The organism is Sediminibacterium sp. KACHI17, from assembly GCF_040362915.1.
Lineage (GTDB): Bacteria > Bacteroidota > Bacteroidia > Chitinophagales > Chitinophagaceae > Sediminibacterium.
Window position 1 is genome coordinate 2,689,589 of record NZ_AP029612.1, and the last position, 23,574, is coordinate 2,713,162.

Annotated in this window: 25 protein-coding genes and 1 tRNA gene; 23 read left to right on the forward strand and 3 right to left on the reverse strand. The window is 39.9% G+C overall.

All coding sequences use genetic code 11. The annotated features are described in order from the left end of the window. Positions 1 to 27 precede the first annotated feature (27 nt). Together ABXG83_RS11910 and ABXG83_RS11915 are read left to right on the forward strand one after the other, a co-directional pair. On the forward strand, positions 28 to 936 hold the full coding sequence (locus ABXG83_RS11910; protein ID WP_353549091.1) for a DUF72 domain-containing protein: 909 nt from the start codon (positions 28 to 30) through the stop codon (positions 934 to 936). Between the two features lie 66 nt (positions 937 to 1,002). Then, positions 1,003 to 1,563 (forward strand): DUF4136 domain-containing protein, encoded by a 561-nt coding sequence (locus tag ABXG83_RS11915; RefSeq protein ID WP_353549092.1) that lies wholly within the window; start codon positions 1,003 to 1,005, stop codon positions 1,561 to 1,563. Positions 1,564 to 1,643: 80 nt separating this feature from the next. Here the strand turns inward: ABXG83_RS11915 and ABXG83_RS11920 are convergent, their stop codons facing one another. Both ABXG83_RS11920 and umuD read right to left on the reverse strand, forming a co-directional pair. After that, on the reverse strand, positions 1,644 to 2,924 hold the full coding sequence (locus ABXG83_RS11920) for a Y-family DNA polymerase (RefSeq protein WP_353549093.1): 1,281 nt from the start codon (positions 2,922 to 2,924) through the stop codon (positions 1,644 to 1,646). 17 nt (positions 2,925 to 2,941) lie between these two features. Then, on the reverse strand, positions 2,942 to 3,373 hold the full coding sequence (gene umuD / locus ABXG83_RS11925; protein ID WP_353549094.1) for a translesion error-prone DNA polymerase V autoproteolytic subunit: 432 nt from the start codon (positions 3,371 to 3,373) through the stop codon (positions 2,942 to 2,944). 73 nt (positions 3,374 to 3,446) lie between these two features. Between umuD and ABXG83_RS11930 the strand changes: the two genes are divergently transcribed. The 8 genes from ABXG83_RS11930 (at position 3,447) to ABXG83_RS11965 (ending at position 10,998) form a co-directional block, all read left to right on the forward strand. Then, a complete protein-coding gene (locus ABXG83_RS11930) occupies positions 3,447 to 4,040 on the forward strand; it encodes a 2'-5' RNA ligase family protein (RefSeq protein WP_353549095.1) in 594 nt (197 codons plus the stop codon). Between the two features lie 41 nt (positions 4,041 to 4,081). Beyond that, complete coding sequence (locus ABXG83_RS11935; RefSeq protein ID WP_353549096.1) at positions 4,082 to 4,687, forward strand: 2'-5' RNA ligase family protein; 606 nt, start codon at positions 4,082 to 4,084, stop codon at positions 4,685 to 4,687. Between the two features lie 55 nt (positions 4,688 to 4,742). Then, positions 4,743 to 5,804, forward strand: coding sequence for a PA0069 family radical SAM protein (locus tag ABXG83_RS11940; RefSeq protein WP_353549097.1), 1,062 nt, complete (start codon positions 4,743 to 4,745; stop codon positions 5,802 to 5,804). Positions 5,805 to 5,908: 104 nt separating this feature from the next. Then, entirely contained in the window at positions 5,909 to 7,318 is a 1,410-nt protein-coding gene (locus ABXG83_RS11945) for an amino acid permease (protein ID WP_353549098.1), read from the forward strand. A 27-nt stretch (positions 7,319 to 7,345) separates the two neighbouring features. Continuing rightward, a complete protein-coding gene (locus ABXG83_RS11950) occupies positions 7,346 to 8,824 on the forward strand; it encodes an RNase adapter RapZ (protein WP_353549099.1) in 1,479 nt (492 codons plus the stop codon). 7 nt (positions 8,825 to 8,831) lie between these two features. Further along, a complete protein-coding gene (locus ABXG83_RS11955; protein ID WP_353549100.1) occupies positions 8,832 to 9,557 on the forward strand; it encodes a sugar phosphate nucleotidyltransferase in 726 nt (241 codons plus the stop codon). 1 nt (position 9,558) lies between these two features. Then, positions 9,559 to 10,536, forward strand: coding sequence for a Gfo/Idh/MocA family oxidoreductase (locus ABXG83_RS11960; RefSeq protein WP_353549101.1), 978 nt, complete (start codon positions 9,559 to 9,561; stop codon positions 10,534 to 10,536). Between the two features lie 6 nt (positions 10,537 to 10,542). Next, the gene (locus ABXG83_RS11965; RefSeq protein WP_353549102.1) at positions 10,543 to 10,998 is read left to right on the forward strand and encodes an acyltransferase; all 456 of its coding nucleotides are present in this window, start codon (positions 10,543 to 10,545) and stop codon (positions 10,996 to 10,998) included. Between the two features lie 83 nt (positions 10,999 to 11,081). Here the strand turns inward: ABXG83_RS11965 and ABXG83_RS11970 are convergent, their stop codons facing one another. Continuing rightward, positions 11,082 to 12,215 carry a DUF5009 domain-containing protein gene (locus ABXG83_RS11970; RefSeq protein WP_353549103.1) on the reverse strand — a complete coding sequence of 378 codons (1,134 nt, stop codon included), beginning with the start codon at positions 12,213 to 12,215 and terminating at the stop codon, positions 11,082 to 11,084. A gap of 156 nt (positions 12,216 to 12,371) precedes the next feature. Between ABXG83_RS11970 and rfbB the strand changes: the two genes are divergently transcribed. From rfbB to ABXG83_RS12035, 13 genes are all read left to right on the forward strand, one after another. Then, positions 12,372 to 13,427 (forward strand): dTDP-glucose 4,6-dehydratase, encoded by a 1,056-nt coding sequence (rfbB, locus tag ABXG83_RS11975; RefSeq protein WP_353549104.1) that lies wholly within the window; start codon positions 12,372 to 12,374, stop codon positions 13,425 to 13,427. A gap of 2 nt (positions 13,428 to 13,429) precedes the next feature. Then, positions 13,430 to 13,987 (forward strand): dTDP-4-dehydrorhamnose 3,5-epimerase, encoded by a 558-nt coding sequence (rfbC, locus tag ABXG83_RS11980; protein WP_353549105.1) that lies wholly within the window; start codon positions 13,430 to 13,432, stop codon positions 13,985 to 13,987. Between the two features lie 3 nt (positions 13,988 to 13,990). Then, entirely contained in the window at positions 13,991 to 14,848 is an 858-nt protein-coding gene (gene rfbA, locus ABXG83_RS11985) for a glucose-1-phosphate thymidylyltransferase RfbA (protein WP_353549106.1), read from the forward strand. A gap of 122 nt (positions 14,849 to 14,970) precedes the next feature. Then, positions 14,971 to 15,852 (forward strand): MerR family transcriptional regulator, encoded by an 882-nt coding sequence (locus ABXG83_RS11990; RefSeq protein WP_353549107.1) that lies wholly within the window; start codon positions 14,971 to 14,973, stop codon positions 15,850 to 15,852. Positions 15,853 to 16,039: 187 nt separating this feature from the next. Then, positions 16,040 to 16,540 carry an RNA polymerase sigma factor gene (locus tag ABXG83_RS11995; protein WP_353549108.1) on the forward strand — a complete coding sequence of 167 codons (501 nt, stop codon included), beginning with the start codon at positions 16,040 to 16,042 and terminating at the stop codon, positions 16,538 to 16,540. 25 nt (positions 16,541 to 16,565) lie between these two features. Further along, positions 16,566 to 18,038, forward strand: a complete 1,473-nt coding sequence (crtI, locus tag ABXG83_RS12000) for a phytoene desaturase family protein (RefSeq protein ID WP_353549109.1) — start codon at positions 16,566 to 16,568, stop codon at positions 18,036 to 18,038. A gap of 50 nt (positions 18,039 to 18,088) precedes the next feature. Next, the gene (locus ABXG83_RS12005; protein WP_353549110.1) at positions 18,089 to 18,925 is read left to right on the forward strand and encodes a phytoene/squalene synthase family protein; all 837 of its coding nucleotides are present in this window, start codon (positions 18,089 to 18,091) and stop codon (positions 18,923 to 18,925) included. Positions 18,926 to 18,957: 32 nt separating this feature from the next. Further along, a complete protein-coding gene (idi, locus tag ABXG83_RS12010; protein ID WP_353549111.1) occupies positions 18,958 to 19,482 on the forward strand; it encodes an isopentenyl-diphosphate Delta-isomerase in 525 nt (174 codons plus the stop codon). Positions 19,483 to 19,484: 2 nt separating this feature from the next. Then, a complete protein-coding gene (crtD, locus tag ABXG83_RS12015; RefSeq protein WP_353549112.1) occupies positions 19,485 to 20,984 on the forward strand; it encodes a 1-hydroxycarotenoid 3,4-desaturase CrtD in 1,500 nt (499 codons plus the stop codon). Next, positions 20,981 to 21,664, forward strand: coding sequence for a carotenoid biosynthesis protein (locus tag ABXG83_RS12020; RefSeq protein ID WP_353549113.1), 684 nt, complete (start codon positions 20,981 to 20,983; stop codon positions 21,662 to 21,664). Before crtD ends, ABXG83_RS12020 begins: the two co-directional genes overlap by 4 nt. A 1-nt stretch (position 21,665) precedes the next feature. Continuing rightward, a complete protein-coding gene (locus tag ABXG83_RS12025) occupies positions 21,666 to 22,133 on the forward strand; it encodes a beta-carotene hydroxylase (RefSeq protein WP_353549114.1) in 468 nt (155 codons plus the stop codon). 53 nt (positions 22,134 to 22,186) lie between these two features. After that, positions 22,187 to 23,311: a lycopene cyclase family protein gene (locus ABXG83_RS12030; RefSeq protein ID WP_353550765.1), complete on the forward strand. Its 1,125-nt coding sequence runs from the start codon at positions 22,187 to 22,189 to the stop codon at positions 23,309 to 23,311. Positions 23,312 to 23,467: 156 nt separating this feature from the next. After that, positions 23,468 to 23,539, forward strand: a tRNA-Arg gene (locus ABXG83_RS12035). Positions 23,540 to 23,574: the final 35 nt, after the last annotated feature.

Below are 23,574 nucleotides of genomic sequence, written 5' to 3' on the forward strand. Positions count from 1 at the left end.
AATTAGCTTTGTATAAAATTCATTGCCATGGAATTTGGCCGCGTACCCGAATCGGAATTGAATACGATCGATTTTACACTATCTGCCGAGCCTGCATTCAATCAATATGTATTGAAAGGTAAGCAACAAAAACATCCTAAAGTATACTTAGGCTGTGCTAAATGGGGACGTACCGAATGGATAGGAAAGATCTATCCACCCAAAACCAAGGAAAAAGATTTTCTGGAGCATTATGTAAAACATTACAATAGCATCGAGCTGAATGCCACCCATTACAAAGTGTATGGAGCAACAGGTATTGAAAAATGGGCAGCCAAGGCTGAAGGAAAGGATTTTAAATTTTGTCCGAAAATGTACCAGGGCGTTACCCATCGTGGAAATCTGAAAGGCAAAGATTTTATTACTACTGAATTTTTACGCGGCATCATTGCTTTCAAAGAACACCTAGGTCCGGTGTTTGTACAGGTGAGTGATAGTTTTTCTCCAAAACGAAAAGAAGAGTTGTACGATTTTCTCCGATCACTACCTACTGATATGCAATTCTTCATGGAAGTGCGTCATCCCGATTGGTTTACAAAACCGGATATCAGCGAAGAATTATTTGCGAAACTCAAAGAAATGAATATCGGTGCTGTGATCACAGATACCAGTGGTAGAAGAGATTGCGCACACATGCACCTGACCGTTCCCAAAACTTTTATTCGTTATGTGGGTAATAGTTTGCATTCGACTGATTACACCCGAGTAGATGCATGGATCGATCGAATGCGCTACTGGATTGAGCAAGGCATTGAAGAGATCTATTTCTTTATGCATATGCATGATGAAGCGTTTTCTCCTGAGCTTACAGTGTATATGGTAGATAAGCTCAATGCCACCTGTGGGCTTGACCTGCAAAAGCCGGTATTTGTGCAGCAGCAGCAGTCCTTGTTCTGAAGTGCGACATGACCAATATCATTCTTTCAATAGATCGATCGCTATACCTTTCCTAAAAGCTGATCTATGAAACAACTAATAGTGCTAGTCTTCACTGTGTTGATTTTTACGCAGTGTTCTACGACTCGTGTATTTAATACAGATGCTGCCACTGATGCTACACCTGCATCCTACAAAACGTATGGATTTTATGAATTTACCGCTGCAGGTGATACCAATAGCGCCACGTTTCAATTACGAGTTGAAATTTTGAAGAATGTCATCAAAGCAGAAATGAATGCGAGGGGGTATCAGTTTGTACCTACTCGTCCGGATCTACTCATCAATATTGGTATACTGGTCAAACAACAGATTCAAACCCGTCAAACGAATTGGCAAAATGATGGTCGGTTTACGTACATGGGACAACGGAATTACACATGGAAAAGTGAAGAGATAGAAGTAGGCCGCTATAAAGAAGGCACATTGACATTGCATATTGTAGAAACAGCCAGAAATAAAATGATCTGGCAAGGATCGATGTCAGGAATAGTTCCCGAAAAACCGGATACAAAAAACAATACAGCCGGGAAGGCAATGAAGAAGTTATTTGAGAAGTATCCATTTAGGGCTGGGGTTGGTATATAGTTTATGGTTGATGGTCCATAGTCCATGGTAGAAAAAATGCCTGCTTAACTATAGACTATGGGCCATCGACCATGGACTCCTCACTCCACTTCACACAACTCCTCCCATCTCGTTGTATAACGTGGACTGCGTAATTCTTGGCGCATTTTCCAGTTGCGGGTGGTGCCGGAGGATGCGAACTTGAGTATATCATCACGCATGGCAAAGTTGACATTGTCCATCATGTCCATCAACAGTCGATTGTGATTTTGTGATGGTGTTTTGAAGAGATTACCTTGAACAGAATCATCCGGTACAATTCCACTTAAGATCACACCGGCTTTTTTATAGAGTTGTCCTTCTTCATACAATTGTTCTACCAGTTCCATCGCGGGCTTGATCAGTTCTTGTGTAAAAGAAGTAGCAATAGGTAAAATCGTATACCTGCTGAGGGTAGGTCCATGTTTGAAATAAGGTTCAGTAGAAGGTTGTTTGGGAACCACAAACACACTGATGGTATTAGCTGCAGAGTATTGTCGGCGTAGTTTTTCAGCAGCACGAGATGTATAAGTAGCCACCGCTTCTTTGATGTCTTTCAAAGCAGATACCGGAGCGCCAAACATTCGGGTAGTGGCAATCATTTTTTTCTTGATCCTTTCATCTTCCATCTCTCTGCTGATCAGTCCTTTCAATTCTCTCACCAAACGCACACCTGTAACGCCCCCCAATTGTTTACCGGCCCAGTTGATATCCTTGATACTAAGGTCATAGGCTGTTGCAATATTCATGCGCTGAAGTTTTACGGCATACTGATATCCCACCCCCCAAACATCTTCTATCGGTGTTTTTTTCAATGCCTGTTCAATTTTACGCGGTGTATCTAACACGAGTACACAATTGGTGACAGCTTTGTTTTTTTTCGCAAGCCGGTTGGCTACTTTACTCAATACTTTGGTAGGTGCTACACCGATAGATACAGCAATGCCTGTCCACATTTCTACGGTTTCTCTTAACTGTATCGTGAATGCTGTTAAGTTTTCCGGTGCAATATGATCGAGGTTGAGAAAAGCTTCATCCACTGAATACACTTCCACACAACCGGGTGGTAATGACATACGTAATGTTTCCATGACACGCCAACTTAGATCGCCATACAAGTTGTAATTGGAAGAAAAAGTAGCCACACCATATTTTTCGATCAGTGGTTTGGCTTTGAAATAAGGTCCGGCCATTTCTACGCCCAATTGTTTGGCTTCATCGCTGCGTGAAATGATACAACCGTCATTATTGCTCAATACAACTACAGGGCGATTTTTCAGCTCAGGTCTGAATAATCGCTCGCAGGAGCAGTAAAAACTATTACAGTCGACTATTGCCTTCATATCCGTGGAGGGGGTGATTATATCGAATGAATGCTGTACGTCACGACTCCCCATACCGCAAAACTTCCATACGGATCCAGTTCAATATCACCGAACTTTTTGTTTTCGGCGAGTAATCTTTTTTTATTGAACGCATCCTGAAATCTTCTGACCAATAATTCGCCATTCAGAATCGCAACGATGATACGCCCATTGGCATTACGAATACTTCTGTCGACGATCAGGATATCCCCCGGATAAATACCGGCACCTGTCATGGCTTCGCTGTTCATCCGGAAAAAAAAAGTGGCCGGTTTGTTGCGGATGAGTTGCTCATTGAGGTCAATACCTCTTTCCATATAATCATCTGCAGCGGCACCAAAACCGGTGGCGTTGGCAGTAGGAACTTCCCACTGACTGTATTGTTTGGAGCCTTTGTAGGCGGCTCCGTACCACTGTTCCCCATCCATATAAATAAATTTTGTTTAGCTAAATATTTTAGTAAATTTATGCTAAAATAATTGACACGATAAAATTTTGTTTATGGAAATACACACTGTAATCAGCGAAAGGTGGACAGCTACGGCAGGCACTTTATTGAATAGCTATCAACTGATGGCGTATCCCGATGCAATGACCGGTGCAGGCATCCATGCAGAGCAACAGTATTTGGTAAGAAGATACCAAACCGTTCTGCCACCACAACCTACCGGCATTATGGTAGCACAGTTTATGGCAAGAGAAGAAATGGAATCTACCCTTATCCGATGGATGCATCGCATCATTAGTGCACAACAAAGCTTTAGGGTCAGTATGTCTGGTTTTGGGGCTTTATCATCCGGACAGATCTACCTGCGTGTACAGGAGCAAGAGCCCTTTCAGGAACTGGCTACTGCATTGCAAGTGGTAGATCAGTATGTAAGAAGTTATGATTGTCCACCTGTTAAAAGATATACGCATCCTTATTTACCCTTAACAGGAAAAGTGTCTGATCATTTGTTTGGTGCATTGGAAGCGGAATATGCTTCGCGAAAAACGGATCTTTCTTTTGAAGTAAAAGAACTCTTACTGGTCAGACGCAATCATGAACAAGAAACGGGCAGGCAGATCAACGTATTCCGCTTACAGCCCGCTTAATAATCATTCTTGAATCTCGAAGCTTGAAACTTGCATCTTCTATGTTTACTTCTTTAAATGGATATCATCTCTCTGAATACTTGTTGGTACTGGAACCCAATGAGGCACTGCAACAAAAGATATTGCAGTTGAAACAACATTTTGCAGACACGTATGATTGTCCAACAGCAGTCTACTCAAAGCCTCACATCACTTTACTCAGATGTTTACAATATACAATGGCAGAAAGCAGATGGTTACCCAGATTGGAACGTATCATCAACGGTACAGATCCTTTTCTGGTAGAGTTAAGTGATTTTGGCAGCTTCCCAACACATACCATTTTTATCCAGGTGAAAACCAAGAATCCGATCATTGAATTGGTGAGATCATTACGACCATTACAACCAATGATCAAAACAGATAAAGCGCATAAACCTCATTTTATCATGGATCCACATGTGACCATCGCAAGAAAATTATTACCCTGGCAATATGAAAAGGGATGGTTAGAATATAGTAACAGCGAGTTTTCAGGCAGATTCATGGCCGATCATGTATTGTTGATGAGAAAACAGATGGATGAGAAAAAGTATGAAGTAATAAAACGATTCCAACTACTTGGACAAAAGCAAACCATTGAACAAAACTCACTTTTTGATTGGTGAGAAATGATCGGTCTGACAATTTAAAAATCTCATCACAAGAGAAGAAAGAAAAGCTATGGAAGAGGAATCATCCTATCTCAAAGGGCGTGGCGCACAATTCAATCCGAGAAATCGTTTCCTGAAAAATGAGCGTATCAGGGAACATATTGAAGGGATCGATGACTGGACAGAACCCAATGTAGAGACTGTTTATCTGGAAGATCAGGCCAAGAGTATTGTCAATAAAGTAGACAGTCCTGATGTAGGCATGTGGTACAGCATGAATCCATATCAGGGCTGTGAGCATGGTTGTATTTATTGTTATGCGAGAAATGCACATGAGTACTGGGGGTATAGTGCGGGATTGGATTTTGAGCGAAAGATCATCGTCAAGAAAAATGCACCGCAACTGCTTCGAAAATTTTTGATGCACAAAAACTGGGAGCCGGTACCCATTAGTTTAAGCGGTAATACAGATTGTTACCAACCGGCAGAAAAAAAATTTAGATTAACAAGACAACTGTTAGAGGTATGTAATGAGTTCAATCAGCCCGTAGGTATGATCACAAAAAATGCAGGCATATTGCGTGATAAGGAATTGTTGCGTGAAATGGCCGGAAAAAATTTAGTGAGTATACTGGTAAGTATCACTTCATTTGATGAAGACCTGCGAAGAGCCATGGAGCCCAGAACAACAACTGCAAAGCAAAGATTACGTGTGATCAAGGAATTAAGTGATGCTGGGGTAAGAATGGGGGTTATGTTAGGTCCAATGATACCCGGTTTGAATGATCATGAAATGCAACGTATCATGAAAGCTGCCAGCGAACATGGTGCGGTCTTTAGTGCGTATACATTCATTCGCCTGAATGGTGCCATCAAACTGATCTTTCATGACTGGCTCTATAAAAATTTTCCAGACAGGGCAGATAAAGTATGGCACCTGATACAAAATGGACATGGCGGACAAGTAAATGACAGTCGCTATGGTGTGAGAATGCGAGGCGAAGGTCCGATTGCAGATATGGTACGACAACAATTCATCAAATACAACAAGCTCTATCAACTCAACGCAGAGCGATGGGAGCTAGATGCAACACGTTTTAGGCGGCCTGGCGAGCAGGGGAAGTTGTTTTAGCTTATGGTTCATGGCAAATCGGTATTGCTCCATTAACTACATGCTATGATCCATTAGCCATAAGCTTCCTATCAACTCTCGGCAAATCTCTCTTATCTTTAAATATGCCCAAACTCATCCGCCAACTCAATCGAAATACTGCTATTGCTATAGTGGTAGGAGGGGTCATCGGGTCGGGTATTTTCATGAAGCCTTCATTGATGGCGGCTCAGTTGCAATCACCGATTTTATTGTTAAGTGTTTGGGTGGTTGCAGGGATCATTACTTTATTTGGGGCATTGTCCAATGCAGAAGTGGCAGCTATGTTTCCGGAAACAGGAGGACAGTATGTTTTTTTTCAAAAAATGTATGGACATAGTTTTGCCTTTGTATATGGCTGGGCTGCATTTGCTGTTTTTAATACTGCCGGCAACGCTTCTATTGCTTATGTATTCTCTCAATACATGGGTTATTTGATCGATTTACCCAGACTTAGTAATGCTACTGAACAATCCTTCACCTTATCCATTCCTTATATCGGAACATTTTTCCCTTTACAAAATATCGGGGTGAAATTATTGACCATTGTTGTGATCATCGTATTTACTGCCATCAGTTATCGAAGTGTTCAGTATGGTGGAAGAGTGCAACGTATTCTCACCGCTTTGAAAGCAGTAGCAATTGTGTTATTGATCGGCGGTGTTTTTTTCTCAGGTAAAGGAGAGGCTTCTAATATTGTACAGAACACCTCATCAATGCCTGGCGGCTGGATGATGGTGAGTGCGTACATCGCTGCATTAGCAGGAGCCTTCTGGGCTTATGATGGATGGAACAATATTTCTTTTGTTGCCGGTGAGATCAAAGAACCACAAAAAAATATCCCGCAGAGTTTATTCATGGGATTAAGTTTCTGTATCGTTGTTTATGTATTGGTAAACCTCGCATTTGTATACTTGATGCCTGTTCAACAAATAGCTGCTTCTTCTTTTATTGCTTCAGATGCAGCGAATATAGCCTGGGGAAGTATAGGCGGCATACTAATTACACTCATGGTCATGCTGTTTGTTTTAGGTACTACCAATGCCAATATACTGGCTACATCAAGGGTTACTTTTGCGATGGCAGACAATAGTAAATTATTCGCATGGGCAGGGAAAGTGCAACCGCAATACAAGACCCCCGGTAATGCTCTTTGGCTCAATGCTCTATGGACCATTTGTCTGATCATCAGTGGCTCATTTGATATGCTGACAGATATTCTCATTTTTGTGAGCTGGTTTTTTTATGGCATGAGTGCATTGGGTGTTTTCCTGCTGAGAAAAAAAATGAAAAATGTAAACAGGGCTTATAAAGTTTGGGGCTACCCTGTTGTGCCTGCAATCTTTGTTGCTTTTACTGCTTTTTTCCTGATCGTTACATTGATGAATGATATCCATCATTATCAGAATGGACAAACTCAGGTTATTCACTCTGTTTTAGGGATACTCATAACCATTGTAGGAGTACCGATCTATTATATTTCAAGAAAAAAATAATTATCCATGGTTCATCAGGCATAGACCATGGACTATTCACTATTTTCGCCACAAATCAATGCCAACATGGAAGCGGTGATACAAGGTATCCATACTCTTTTTAGTTCATTAAAAAATCAAACAGCTGATCGTATTGAGAAATTACCTCAGAGTGGAAGTGACAGGGTTTATTTCAGAATTTATGCCGGTACAGAAAGTTTTATTGCTACCTATAACATCAATCAAAAGGAAACAAACACTTTTATTCAGTTCAGCAGACATTTTAAGAAAGCCGATCTGCCTGTTCCTGAAATATTGGGAGTGAATGAAGACAATACGATCTATATCCAAGAAGACTTAGGTACAGAATCGTTGTTGAATCAATTGGAAAAACATGGGCATACTGATATACCGTATCAGTTGTTTCAGAAAAGTTTAGCTGCTCTGGCGCAAATTCAAATCAAAGGAGATAAAGGACTTGATTACAATTGGTGTATCACAGCCAAGGAATTTGGTAAACAGGCTATTTTAAGTGATCTGTTGTATTTCAAATATTATTTTCTCGATACTCTTCAGCTTCCTTACGATAAACAAGCCATGCTGGATGATTTTGAAGCATTGAGTACTTATCTCACCCATACACAGTACAAATATTTTATGTTCCGAGATTTTCAGAGCAGGAATATCATTGTGAAAGATGGAGAAGTAAGTTTTATTGATTTTCAGGGGGGAATGAAAGGAGCACTTCAATATGATGTGGCTTCTTTACTCTGGCAGGCAAAAGCAGAACTAAGCGAAGAATGGAAAAATAGTTTACTGGAATATTACATGGATCAGATCGATCAATTGTTGAAAGAGCCGGTAGATCGGATCACATTTGTAAGTCAATACAATGGTTATGTTTTGATTCGTTTATTACAAGTAATGGGGGCATATGGTTTCCGAGGATTGTTTGAAAGAAAAGCACACTTCTTGGCAAGTATTCCTTTGGCTTTGCGAAACCTTAAGTTTTTTATCGAGCATAAACGCATCGGGATCATCACGCCGGAGTTTGACCGGGTATTGAAATTGGTTGTAGCCGATGAAATGATCGCACGTTTTGAACCACCGCAGGCCAACGCACAGACGCCCTTGGTGATACAGATCAGTAGCTTCAGTTATAAAAAAGGAATCCCTGTTGATGAAAGTGAAAATGGAGGAGGTTTTGTATTTGATATGCGCGGCATTCTCAATCCAGGAAGATTTGATGATTATAAAAAATTAAGTGGTTTGGATAAACCGGTTCAGGATTTTCTGGAGCAGCGGACCAAAATGAATGAGTTTCTGAATAGTGTGTGGGATCTGATTGATATTACGGTAGAAGATTACCTGAAAAGAGATTTCAAACACTTGATGATCAATTTCGGATGTACTGGGGGGCAGCACAGAAGTGTGTATGCTGCAGAACAAACGGCCCGACATCTTCGAAACAAGTATAAAGTGAAAGTGGAATTACAACATACCAATCGCGAGAACTGGGTTAAATAAGCATCTTATGAAAGCAATGATATTGGCGGCAGGTTTGGGTACTCGTTTGAAACCATGGACAGACCATCATCCAAAAGCATTGGCAGTAGTGAATGGAAAAAGTTTGTTGCAAAGAAATATTGAGTACCTGCAACAATTCGGTATCACTGAAGTCTTGATGAATGTGCATCATTTTGCTGATCAGATCATTGAGGCAGTTCAAAAGAATAACGGATGGGGAAGTAAGATCACGATTTCAGATGAAACCGATGAGGTCTTAGAAACAGGAGGTGGCCTAAAAAAAGCAGCATGGTATTTTGAAGGAACCTCTTCTTTTGTTTTGATGAATGTTGATATACTCACATCATTAGACATGCATGCAATGATACAGGCTCATACATCAAATAAACCACTCGCTACACTTGCCATTTCAGAAAGAACAACTTCCCGTTATTTTTTATTTGATGGTCAACAGCAGTTAAAAGGTTGGCGTAATGTTGTGACAGGTGAAGAGAAGCCTGTTGATATTTCAAAAAAGATCGCTGATCTCAAACAAATGGCTTTTAGTGGTATTCATATCATTGATCCATCACTGTTGACATTGATGGAACGTACCGGAAAATTCTCCATGGTAGATGTTTATCTGGATCTCTGCGATAAGCATTCTATTCTTGGATATGATCATACTGGAGCGGTTTTGGTTGATGTTGGTAAGCCTGAAAGTATCATCAAAGCAGAAACAATCTTTTCATAAGATGAAAAAAATACAGTTCGCTATAGTAGGATGTGGACAGATCGCCAAAAAGCATCTGACTCAAATTCATACAATAGGAACTTTAGTGGCTGTTTGTGATGTTGATCCGGAACAAGCAAAATCTCTCGTTCATTCAAGTGATGTACTTTGTTTCTCCTCTCTTGAATCTTTATTAGCAGCAAATCTGCCTATCGATGTTGTTGTTATTTGTACCCCGAATGGATTACATGCATCCCAGGCTCAACTATGTTTGAAGGCTGGATATCATGTTTTGATTGAAAAACCAATGGCCCTCACATCTTCTGATGCTTTAGCGCTCATAGAGACTTCAATTGAATCCGGAAGAAATTTGTTTACAGTTTTACAAAACAGATTCAATGCACCTGTGCAGGCTGTTCATCAGGCTATTCGTACTGGCGAACTTGGTAAAGTGTTTAGTGTTCAGGTGAGTTGTTTTTGGCATCGGGATTTCACTTATTACCAACATCCTTGGCATGGAAGTAAAACAATGGATGGGGGCGTTTTATTTACGCAGTTCAGTCATTTTATAGATCTCCTACTTTGGTATTTCGGACCTGTAAAAGAAGTAAATGCGATCATGCACAATATAAATCACCCTCAAACAGAATTATTAGAGGATGAAGGAGCGGTATTGTTACAATTTGAAAATGGTATCATTGGCGCCATACAATTTTCAACCAATACCTATCAAAAAAATATGGAGGGGGCTGTTGTAATCATTGCAGAGAAGGGAACGATAAAGATCGGAGGATCTTATTTGAATGAGATCACATATCAAGAAACAGCAACTCCCATCATTTCAGGATCAACAGATACGCGTCAGTCACTACAACAAGTATATCATTCAATACTACGTACCTTACAGTTCGGAGAACCCTTTTATGTAGATCCTCAAGAGAGTGTGCATACAATTGCGCTTATTGAGCGTATGTATGCTGCAGCAAGAAAAAAATCCTAATCAGCCATGACATTTAAATCGATACAATCAACTGTACGGGATGTAAAATTTGGTGATCAGGTAACCATTGTAGCACCTTGTAATCTTTATGAGTGCGAGATTGGGGATGAATGCTTTATCGGACCATTCGTAGAAATTCAAAAAGAAGTGGTGGTGGGCAGCAGAACAAAAGTGCAATCCCACAGTTTTATCTGTTCACTCGTAACCATAGGACATGATTGCTTTATCGGCCATGGTGTCATGTTTGTGAATGATAAGTTTCACTATGGTAAACCTGCAGGTGGAGACGTATCAAAATGGCAAAAGACAGTAGTCGGCAATCATGTTAGCATTGGTAGTAATGCAACTATTCTTCCGGTCAATATTTGTGATCACGTTGTAATAGGTGCGGGGGCTGTGGTGACAAAAGATATCACAGAGCCGGGTGTTTATGCAGGAAATCCCGCCACTCGCTTGCGTTAATGATATATGGCTTATAGTTCACAACCTAGCGCCCATTGTTACTGCTAACTAAAAGCTATGAACCATAAGCTATCAAGGATAAGCTACACTTTCACATACCATTTCTTCTTATCCATCCAATAAACGATCAGCCAATAAAATACGATCATTAGTAATGCATATAACAATGATCCGTTTCTAAGATCATCTGAAATAGGCTTACAGATATGATGCCAAAACCATGAAAGCGGTGTGGTAGTTTCTTCTCCGTCAGCAAAACGAATCAGTCCGAGTAATCTGGGTAAGAAACCACTCAATACAAATATGAACAAAGGATTTTTTCCGAATACATCAAAGAATTTACTCCAAGCTCCTTTGATCTCTTTGAATTCAATGAGATAGATCAATACACTGATGGTAAGCATAGCGAGTCCTGTTGTATACAAGACATAACTACTGGTCCATATTTTTTTATTGATTGGGAATACAAGATCCCAACATAATCCGGCCACGATCAATACAACCGCTGCGATCATTAGGTTAGCTAACATTTCATAGCTCTTACCTTTTTGCTGAATGTATTGTCCTACCATAAATCCAAATACCACCTGAACAATAGCCGGCATGGTACTGGTAATGCCTTCGGGATCAAAAGGAACGCCTTCTCCCTTATACATATGGGCTTCACCTAAAACAGCTTTATCGATACCGGTGCCAAAATATCCTTCTAAACTAAAGGGATCTCCGGGTGCGCCTAACCAAAGTGTGATGAACCAATAAAGTAATAAGAGAATACCGCTGATAACAAAAGCACCCTTTGTTTTTCCATAAAATACAATGATAGAAGCAAAGAAGTAACAAAGTGCAATGCGCTGCAATACACCGAAGATGCGAAGATTGTCAAGACTTTTTGCAACCAGGTTATCCTCCTCCCATTTTACAAAGGGACTCCAATGCAACAATAAACCGATCAAAAAGATGAGCGCTGTTCTTTTGATCACTTTTTTCCAAAACAAAGCAGGTCCGGATTGCTCAAACCTTGGCATTACGAAAGCCATAGCGTTACCAACTGCAAATAAGAAAAAAGGGAAGACGAGATCGGTAGGGGTACAACCATGCCAGGGAGCGTGTTCGAGGGGTCCATAGATATGTGACCAGCTTCCGGGGTTATTCACCAGTATCATTAAGGCTACGGTAGCCCCACGGAAAACATCAAGTGAGTAGTAACGTTGGTTCATAGCAGTTATTTGGGAGTGAAAGATAATAAATACGGGATATTCTTTCATGAATTCAATCAGTTACCCAACAAGCGAAATTTGTGTTAAGCTAAATGACCCGTAACTGAATGATATCGGCTCATTTGCTTATTTTGCAGCCATTCAGTAAAAACGTATATGAGCAAAAAGATATTGATTACCGGTGGTGCTGGATTTATTGGTTCTCATGTGATTCGATTATTTGTCAATAAGTATCCGGACTATACCATCGTTAATCTGGACGCACTGACCTATGCCGGTAATCTGGAGAATCTGAAAGATGTAGAAGAGAAGTCAAACTATCGTTTTGTAAAGGCTAATATATTAGATGCGTCGCTTTTAGAGCAGATCTTTAATGAATATCAGATTACCGATGTGATTCATTTGGCGGCGGAGTCACATGTAGACCGCTCAATATTATCGCCATTAGATTTTGTATATACAAACATCATCGGTACAGTGAATCTTTTGAATACTGCCAAAAAGTTTTGGTCAGGAAATATGGAAGGGCATCTGTTTTATCATATTTCAACAGATGAAGTATTTGGTAGTTTAGGTGATACCGGATTTTTTACAGAAACTACTGCCTATGATCCAAGATCACCTTATTCAGCAAGTAAGGCTTCATCGGATCATTTTGTAAGAGCTTATCATGAGACTTATCATCTGCCTACGATCGTTTCAAATTGCTCCAATAATTATGGGCCGAATCATTTTCCGGAAAAACTGATTCCTTTATTCATTCATAATATCCTTGAGAAGAAACCCTTGCCTGTATATGGTGATGGATTGTACACCCGTGATTGGCTTTATGTAAAAGATCATGCAAGAGCCATTGACACGATCTTCCATCAGGGGAAAGCTGGTGAAACGTATAATATTGGCGGGTTTAATGAATGGAAAAACATTGATCTGGTTAAATTGCTGTGTGCATTGATGGATGAGAAATTAGGAAGAGTAAAAGGAGAAAGTGAGCAATTGATCACTTATGTAAAAGATAGACCCGGACATGACAGAAGATATGCGATCGACGCAAGCAAGATCAACAAGCAATTCGGATGGGAGCCTAGCGTAACTTTTGAGGAAGGATTATCTGAGACCATTGATTGGTATTTGAAGAATACAGAATGGTTACAACATGTTACATCAGGCGCTTATCAACATTATTACGAATCCATGTACGGTAATCGGTAACTATGAAAATTGAAAAAACACCTTTGGCCGATTGTTATCTCATTCATGATACCCTGCATGGTGATCATCGTGGATATTTCTTTGAGAGCTTTAATCGGAAAACATTTTTAACTGAGACAGGAATTGATATTGATTTTGTACAAGACAATCAATCTAAATCACAAAAAGGTGTTTTGCGCGGACTGCATTTTCAAGAAGGTGAACATGCTCAAGCTAAGCTGGTAAGGGTATTACAAGGAAGTGTTTTGGATGTGGTGGTAGACCTTAGAAAGAACGCTGCTACATTCGGAAAATCTTTCTCAGTTGAGTTGAGTGAAGATAATCATCAGCAATTATTTATTCCAAGAGGCTTTGCCCATGGATTTGTGGTATTGAGTGAAACAGCGGTCTTTTTTTATAAATGTGATAATTATTATCACAAAGCATCCGAAAGAGGTATTATTTTCAACGATAAACAATTGTCAATTGATTGGCGTCTGGCAGATACAGATTTGATTTTATCTGATAAGGATAAGGTTCTGCCTACTTTTCAGGAAATCGCTGACTCCTTAAAATTTTAAAGTATGAAAGGTATTATTCTAGCAGGTGGCTCAGGAACAAGGTTATACCCGATCACTAAAGGAATCAGTAAGCAGTTAATGCCGATCTATGATAAACCGATGATCTATTATCCGCTTTCTATATTGATGTTAGCGGGCATTCGGGAGATATTGATCATTACTACACCAGAAGATAGCGATCAGTTCAAAAGATTACTTGGTGATGGAAAAGAGCTGGGATGTGATTTTCAGTATGCGGTACAAGCAACACCGAATGGACTGGCACAAGCATTTGTAATCGGCGAATCTTTTATCGGAAATGAGAAAGTTGCCTTGATCTTAGGGGATAATATTTTTTATGGTAGCGGATTCAGTCAGCTCGTACAATCCTTTAACGATGTTGAAGGCGCAGCTGTATTTGCATATGAAGTCAATGATCCTGAGCGTTATGGCGTGGTGGAATTTGATGCCAATAAAAAAGTCATTTCCATTGAAGAGAAACCAACACAGCCTAAGTCCAATTATGCAGTACCCGGACTGTACTTCTATGATAATTCGGTTGTAGGTATTGCAAAATCAATTCAGCCTTCAAGTAGAGGCGAGTATGAGATCACAACGGTCAATAATGAATATTTGAAACAAGGAAAATTAAAAGTGGGTATCATGAATAGGGGCACTGCCTGGCTTGATACCGGAACATTTGATTCATTAAGTGATGCCAGCGAGTTTGTACGTGTGATTGAAAAGAGGCAAAGTCAGAAGATCGGCTGTATTGAAGAAGTCGCTTGGCGAATGGGTTATATCAATACTGAACAACTGAAAAAGCTGGCAGCACAATATGAAAAAAGTGGTTATGGGAACTACCTCATGAATCTCAAATAGCACTTCATATACACTTTGTTGAACCTCAAAAGGGTTTGGTTATCAATAACTTCAACATTTATTTGATCAAGTTTTAATCTTTTTCTTTTAAACAAAAAAGCTTTCTGCCTGTTTATTTAGGTATGGACGCTTTTACCATCAAAGATTTGGAGAACCTGACCGGTATCAAAGCCCACACGATCAGGATTTGGGAGCAGCGTTATGGATTCTTGAACCCACAACGTACGCAAACCAATATTCGTTATTACAGCAATAACGAGTTGAAGACAGTATTGAATATTGCCTTACTGAATAAGTATGGGTACAAGATCTCCCATATTGATCGAATGTCGCCGGTAGAAATGAAAGAAAAAATTCTTTCATTGACCCAAGCACAAGCGCAGCAAGAACGTATTGTGAATGATCTGATTCACTGCATGGTTGATCTCAGAATGGAAGACTTTGAAACCGTGTTGGATAATCATATCATGGCTAAAGGGGTAGAGAGAACGATCACTCAGATCATTTTTCCTTTCTTAGAACGGATCGGTATTCTCTGGCTTACCAATCATGTGAATCCTGCTCAAGAGCATTTGGTGACTAATATCATTAGACAAAAGTTGATCATTGGTATTGAAGGGGTAAGCAGTCATGTTTCTCTCAATAAAACAACTTTGTTATTCCTGCCAGAAGGTGAACACCATGAGTTGGGATTATTGTTCATGTACTTCTTACTAAAGAGCAGGGGTGTGAAAGTGTATTATTTGGGTGCGAATGTTCCTTTGAAGGATGTGGAATATGTAGTGAATTTAAAGAAACCTGATTTTCTGTACTCACACCTCACTTCTGTGGCACATAATTTCAATTTTGAGAAGTTTTTGATCAATGCTCATAACCGCATGCCTGACATACCTATCATTGTTTCAGGTTTGCTGACGCAGACTTATAAGAAACGTGTTCCCTCCAATATCAGTTTCAAGAAATCATTGTCTGAAGTGATGGAATATGTAGCAACTTTTTCCTGATTCTCATCGTATTTTAATAGCATTTGGGCCAGTTGAACATGCAACTGGCCCTTTTTTTGATGTTTAAACATTTGTAACCCATTGATTTGGTTTGTTTTATCTTTTTTAAGAAATATTTAAACAAAAGTTTGGAAGGGTAGCACTTTAATGTTTAATTTTATAGTCTAAATAATTAAACACACTGTTTATGTCTACATTGGAATTTAATCAGATGCTGTTGAACAATACGGAGTTCTTAAAGCCTTTTGCTATCACACTTACCCGTGATACGGAAGCTGCAAAAGACCTGGTACAAGAGACCATGTACAGAGCGCTTGCGAATAAGGATAAATACAATGTAGGTACCAACATCAAAGCATGGTTGTATACGATCATGCGCAATATTTTCATCAATAACTATCGCCGGAAGGCTAAACAGTCTACCATTTTCGACAGCACTCCCAATGAGTTTTTGCTGAATTTGAATCAAGGTGCGGTAGCCAATGATGCGGTAGCGAAGATCAATCTCAAAGAAGTGCAGGAGGCGATCCACAACCTTCCCGAAATTTTCCGCAATCCTTTTTTATTGTATTTCGACGGATTCAAATACCATGAAATAGCGGATATGCTGGGAGAGCCTTTAGGAACCATCAAAAGTCGTATCCACTTTGCACGAAAGCTGCTCAAAAACCAATTACAGCGGTATTAACTTTTTTGTCTAATTTACTAGTCGAGTGAGCAAGTCTGTCATTATTATCGGAAGCGGTTTCGCCGGTCTTTCTGCTGCCTCTTTCATGGCAAAAGCAGGATGGAAAGTTACCGTTTTGGAAAAACATACCACACCCGGAGGTCGTGCCCGTCAATTCTCTGAAGCTGGTTTTACCTTTGATATGGGTCCAAGCTGGTATTGGATGCCCGATGTATTTGAACGTTATTTCAATCAGTTCGGGAAAAAAGTATCTGATTACTATCATCTCAAAAGACTTGATCCGTCGTATCGTGTTTACTGGCCTGATGGTCCGGTAGATATTCCTGCCGATTATGAAGCACTTAGAAAATTATTCGACGAGATTGAACCGGGTAGCGCTGTTCAGTTGGATAAATTTTTAAAAGAGGCAGCGTATAAATATGAAGTGGGCATTCAAAAGTTGGTATACAAACCCGGACAATCACTCACCGAATTTCTTGATTGGGAATTGATCACCGGTGTGTTCAGATTGGATGTTTTCAATTCTATCAAATCACATGTTGCCAAACACTTCTCAAATCCGAAACTCAAGGAGTTGATGGAGTTCCCGGTACTGTTTTTAGGTGCTTTACCGGAAGATACACCCGCTTTGTATAGTCTTATGAATTATGCCGATATAAAAGGAGGTACTTGGTATCCCGATGGCGGTATGTTTCAAATTGTAAAAGCAATGTATGACCTGGCGGTAGAATTGGGCGTTGAATTTCGCTTTGAAGAAGAAGTGACTACGATCTCGATCCAAAAAAATGCGGTAAAAGAAGTTGTGACCAAAAAAGGTCATTACACTGCTGATGTAGTCATTGGAGGTGCCGATTACCATCACATTGAAACAGGATTACTACCGGAAGAATTTCAAACTTATTCCAAACAATATTGGGATAAACGTGTGATGGCACCTAGTTGTCTGTTGTATTATGTAGGGCTGAACAAACGCCTGAATGATATCCACCACCATACCCTTTTCTTTGATACCTCTTTTGAAGTGCATGGCAAAGAAATTTATACTACGCGTGAGTGGCCTTCAGATCCACTGTTTTATATGAGTGCTACTTCTGTCACCGATCCTACGGTGGCACCAGAGGGTTGTGAAAATCTATTTCTGCTGATACCTGTGGCTACCGGATTAAGTGACGATACTGAAGAAAGACGCGAAGCGTACTTCGATAAAGTGATCGACAGGCTGGAAAAACAGCTTGGACAATCAGTCAGAGAGGCCATCATTTATAAAAAATCCTTTGCCCACAGCGATTTCGTATCTGAATACAATGCCTTTCGTGGAAATGCCTATGGTTTAGCGAACACTTTACGCCAAACTGCTGTTTTAAAACCAGGCTGTAGGAGCAAGAAAGTGAAGAATCTGTTCTATACCGGCCAACTGACCGTACCAGGGCCCGGGGTACCCCCCAGCCTGATCAGCGGAGAAGTTGTGGCGGGAGAAGTAATAAAAGCATTTGGATAAAATATATTTCAATAGACCAAAACCAATGGTCATCAGCAAAAACACAACCCATGATCAATCTGTTTCATGAAGTAAGTCAGGAGTGCAGCAGGATCACGACAGAAAAATACAGTACTAGTTTTTCTTCGGCCATAAGGTTGTTGCATAAAGACCTGCGTACACCCATCTTTAATATTTATGGTTTTGTTCGCTTTGCGGATGAGATCGTTGATACATTTCATGATTTTGATAAGGCAGTATTACTGCAAGAATTCAAACAAGCAACTTATGATGCCATTGAGAAAGGCATCAGCATGAATCCTATTCTCCATAGCTTTCAGATCACCGTGAACCAATTTGGTATCGACAAAGAACTGATCGATGCGTTTTTGTATAGCATGGAATTAGACCTCGATCAACGCAAGTATGATCGTGCAGGATATGAGCAATACATATATGGCAGTGCAGAAGTAGTTGGTTTGATGTGTTTGTTTGTATTCTGTGAAGGGGATAAAAAAATGTACGAGCAACTCAAACCTTATGCAAGGAGCCTGGGTGCGGCTTTTCAGAAAGTCAATTTTCTGCGCGACCTGAAAGCTGATTACGAAGGACTAGAGCGTGTTTATTTTCCGGGTTGTGATTTCAGAAATTTTACTTCAGCAGATAAAGCTGCTATTGAGGCGGATATTCAGAAAGATTTTGATCATGCTTATGAAGGAATCTTGCTGCTTCCAATGAAAGCGCGCTTCGGAGTCTATGTAGCGTATAAATATTATCTCTCACTCTTCAAAAAGATCAAAAAAGTTCGGCCGCAAAAGATCATGGAAGAGCGTATCAGAATACCCGATTATGGTAAAGTATTCATTTTGGCAAAAGCCGGTATCCGTAGTCAGTTGAATTTACTATAGCCTCACAAAGCCGGAAGACTTATTTTTAATGTATGGAACAGGTGATACTTGTTAACGAGCAGGATGTTGAACTGGGCGTCATGGAAAAAATGGAGGCACATGAAAAGGCTTTGCTACATCGTGCTTTCAGTGTATTCATCTTCAATGATCGCCATGAATTACTACTGCAGCAGAGAGCGGTTACCAAGTATCACAGTGGTGGACTCTGGACCAATACCTGTTGTAGTCACCCTCGTCCCGGCGAAACCGTAGCTGATGCCGCACTTCGCAGACTTAAAGAGGAGATGGGGTTTGAAACCGTATTATCCAAAGCATTTGATTTTACTTATAAGGCCCCATTCAGTAATGGATTAACAGAATATGAATTTGATCATGTATTTACAGGGAGCTACAATGGGGTGATTGAACCGAATGCGGATGAAGTTGAAAGCTATGCGTATTATTCTTTAGCGGTCATAGATGAAATGCTCCAAAAAGATCCCGATAATTTTACTGTCTGGTTTCATATTGCATTTCCAAAAGTGCGTGAATGGTATTTGAAACAACAAAACATTTGATCATGCAATCATCTCCAAGAGCCATTATCATTGGATCTGGCGTAGCAGGAATGGCAGCAGCGATCAGATTGGCTGTTCAGGGGTATGATGTACAGGTATATGAACAATCTGGTCAGCCCGGTGGTAAGTTGGGATACTTCGAAACAAAAGGCTATCATTTTGATACAGGCCCCAGTTTATTTACACAGCCTGCTAACATAGAAGAGTTATTTGAACTGGCTGGAGAACCCATTGCAGCATATTTTCAATACAGAAAAATGGATCATTCATGTCATTATTTCTATGAAGATGGCACCATAATCCGTGCAGCAGCGGATATAGATGTTTTTGCTGCTGAGCTGCAACAAAAGACAGGAGAGCCTGCTCATCATTTAAAAACATACTTACATACTTCTGGTAAATTGTATGATGGGGTGGCCAATATTTTTCTGAATCATTCGCTTCACAAGCGAAAGACTTTGATCAAAGCAAATATTGGAAAAGCAATCAAGACCGTTCGTTTGTCGCATCTCATGAAAAGTATGCACCAGGTCAATCAAAAAATATTCCGGAGTGAGAAAGTAGTACAGCTATTCAATCGCTATGCTACGTATAATGGCAGTAACCCTTATCAAGCGCCGGGCATGCTGAGTTTGATTCCGCATCTGGAACACAATGAAGGTACTTTCTATCCTGAAGGCGGCATGATCAGTATCACCAATGCATTATATCGATTGGCAATCAAGAAAGGGGTGGTTTTTCATTTCAATCAGCCGGTAGAGAGGATCATCAGACATAATCAAAAAGCTATTGGTGTAGTTGTTGCGGGTAAAAATATCACGGCTGATATTATCGTAAGTAATGTAGATGTCTATTTTACTTACTTACGATTGTTGAATGATCCCAACAAAGCCAAAAAAATATTAAAACAGGAAAGAAGCAGCAGTGCACTGATTTTTTACTGGGGTATCAATCAATCATTTTCGCAATTAGGATTGCACAATATCTTTTTCAGCAATAATTACCAACGGGAATTCGATCATTTGTTTCGATTGAAGAAAGCATATGATGATCCAACTGTATACATCAATATCACTTCCAAATGTGAACCGGGTAAACAAGCTCCGGATGGGAAAGAGAATTGGTTTGTGATGGTGAATGCACCTGCAAATGTTGGTCAGGATTGGCCTGCTTTAAAAAATCAATATCGTAAAGCCATTATTGACAAGCTAAATCGCATGTTGCAAACAAATGTTGAAGCTCTCATTGAAACGGAAGATGTCCTTGATCCCGTCCTGATCGAAACAAAAACAGGATCTTATCAAGGATCCTTATATGGCACCAGTTCTAATTCAAAAATGGCGGCTTTCCTAAGACATCCAAATTTTTCAGGACAGCTGGAAGGATTGTACTTTGTTGGTGGAAGTGTACATCCTGGCGGTGGTATACCTTTGTGTTTGAAAAGTGCAAAGATCATGAGCGATATTGTACAGGACGATACACGTAAACGAAGAAAACATTGAGTAAGTATAAACTGACCATATCAGCTTTTTTAGCCATTCTCTTCCATGTAAGTGGATTGGTTGGTATGTTGTACACTGATCACAAGGATTGGTTTATAGCGAATACGCCACTGAATCTCATCTTGATGGCAGCACTGCTGATCTGGAATCAATCTAAACCCAATAAAGCCTTCTTACTTTTTTTACTCGCTGCATTTTTAACTGGCATGGGTTCTGAAATGATCGGAGTGAATACCGGGAAACTTTTTGGTTGTTATCAATACGGACAAGTCCTGGGGCCTCATTTTAATGGTGTTCCTTGGTTGATCGGTGTTAACTGGTTCGTGATGGTATATTGTTCAGGTATTATCATGCAAAAAGCGATAGACTGGATGAGCTTGAGATACGAAGAGTCGGGTGGAAGATTATCCAAGCACATCATCACCATCTCACTAGTAGTAGACGGGGCATTGTTGACCGTATTGTTCGATTGGGTGATGGAGCCTGTAGCAGTGAAACTCGGTTTTTGGCAATGGGAGGGAGGAGTGATCCCGTTCTTTAATTATCTGTGCTGGTTTCTGATCAGTGCTGCATTACTCGTGCTTTTCCGTTATCTCCGTTTCGAAAAGACCAACCATTTTGCGGTACATTTGTTTATTATACAGCTACTGTTTTTCTTAACACTCAGATGGCATTTGTAATATGATATATATATTGATCACACTCGCTACTTTTTGTGTCATGGAAGGCATTACCTGGCTTACCCATCGGTATATTATGCATGGTTTTTTATGGTATCTGCATGAAGACCATCATCAAAAAGGTCCCGGTTTTTTTGAGAAGAATGATGCTTTCTTCATCATTTTTGCAATACCCAGTTGGTTGTGTATCATGTTGGGAAGTATGAATGAAGTGTATTGGGTAGTGAGTATAGGAGCAGGTATTGCCATGTATGGGTTTGCTTATTTTCTGGTGCACGAGATCATCATTCACCAAAGAATCAAATTATTCACCAGAAGTAATAACAGATATATACGTGCTATACGATGGGCACATAAAATGCATCACAAGCATTTGGATAAACATGAAGGTGAAAGTTTTGGTATGCTTATCGTTGCCAAAAAATATTGGGATAAAGTACGGAAAGATGAAATGATGCAAAAGCGATAATTTCACTACTCACCATTCACGATTCACTACTGACTACGCACTACGACTATATCATCTCCGGTTCAGGGCTTGCGGGCATGAGTTTACTCATGCGCATGATGGAAGAACCGTTTTTTGACGATAAACAAATTCTTGTTGTAGATAAAGCTCCCAAGCAGCAGAATGACAGAACCTGGTGTTTTTGGGAAAGGGAACAAGGTCTCTTCGAGCCGATCGTGCATCATCAGTGGCAGTTATTGGATTTTTTCTCGAAAGATTTTTGTACTACCCTACAAATCGATCCTTATTGTTATAAAATGATCCGTGGGATTGATTTTTATCAGACCGTACAACGAAAAGCGATCACAAAAAGCAATGTTCATTTTCATTATGAAGAAGTGAAGAGTATCGGAAATGAAAATGGTAAAGCTGTATTGACATTGCCTTCCGGCAAGATCAGCGCTGATTATATATTCAATAGCATTTTGTTTCATGAACCTAAAATAGCAGCTCATGAATACATGCTACTGCAACATTTTAAGGGTTGGGTCATTGAAACATCAACACCTGTATTCGATTCGGGTAAAGCGACTTTCATGGATTTCAGAGTGTCTCAAGAAGAAGGCACAACATTCATGTATGTATTACCTGTAGCGGCGAATAAAGCGTTGGTGGAATATACTTTGTTTACAGAAAAACTACTGCCGCAAGAAAAATATGAAGAAGCACTCGTTCAATATCTCTCTCAATATCTTGGCATAGATTCATTTACCATTGAACACGAAGAGTTTGGAATTATTCCCATGACCAATCATACTTTTCCGTCTGTTGATGGCAGGGTGATTTATATCGGTATCGCAGGTGGACAAGCTAAAGGAAGTAGTGGGTATGCTTTTCAGTTTATTCAGAAGAGAACCGAAGCAATTGTGAACAGTTTAAAAAATAATCATTCCTTGCATACTGACCGAAGCTTTGGTGTAAAAAAGTTTCGATTGTATGATAGTGTTCTGCTACATGTATTACACTATAAGAAACTTAATGGGGACAAGATATTTGCAGATATCTTCAGAAAAAATCCTCCGCAAAGGGTACTGCGTTTTTTAGACAATGAAACAAGCTTATGGGATGATCTTCATATCATGAATAGTGTACCAACAAGTATCTTTCTTAAAGCTGCCATACAAGAGATATTCAGGTAGTTAATATAGATTCAGTTATTTTTGTCGGATAAAGCAAGTTTTCTGAGCCAGATCATGGCCTCGTAGTACAATGGATAGTATAATCCCCACAATACTGTGGGGACGAAGCTCAAACTACAGGTTTAGAAAAGTTCTTTTAATCGTGATTCATATTATGGCCTCGTAGTACAATGGATAGTATAAGAGTTTCCGAAGCTCCAGATCCAGGTTCGATTCCTGGCGAGGCCACAAAAGAAAAAGTAAGAATGAAATAACAAGATCCA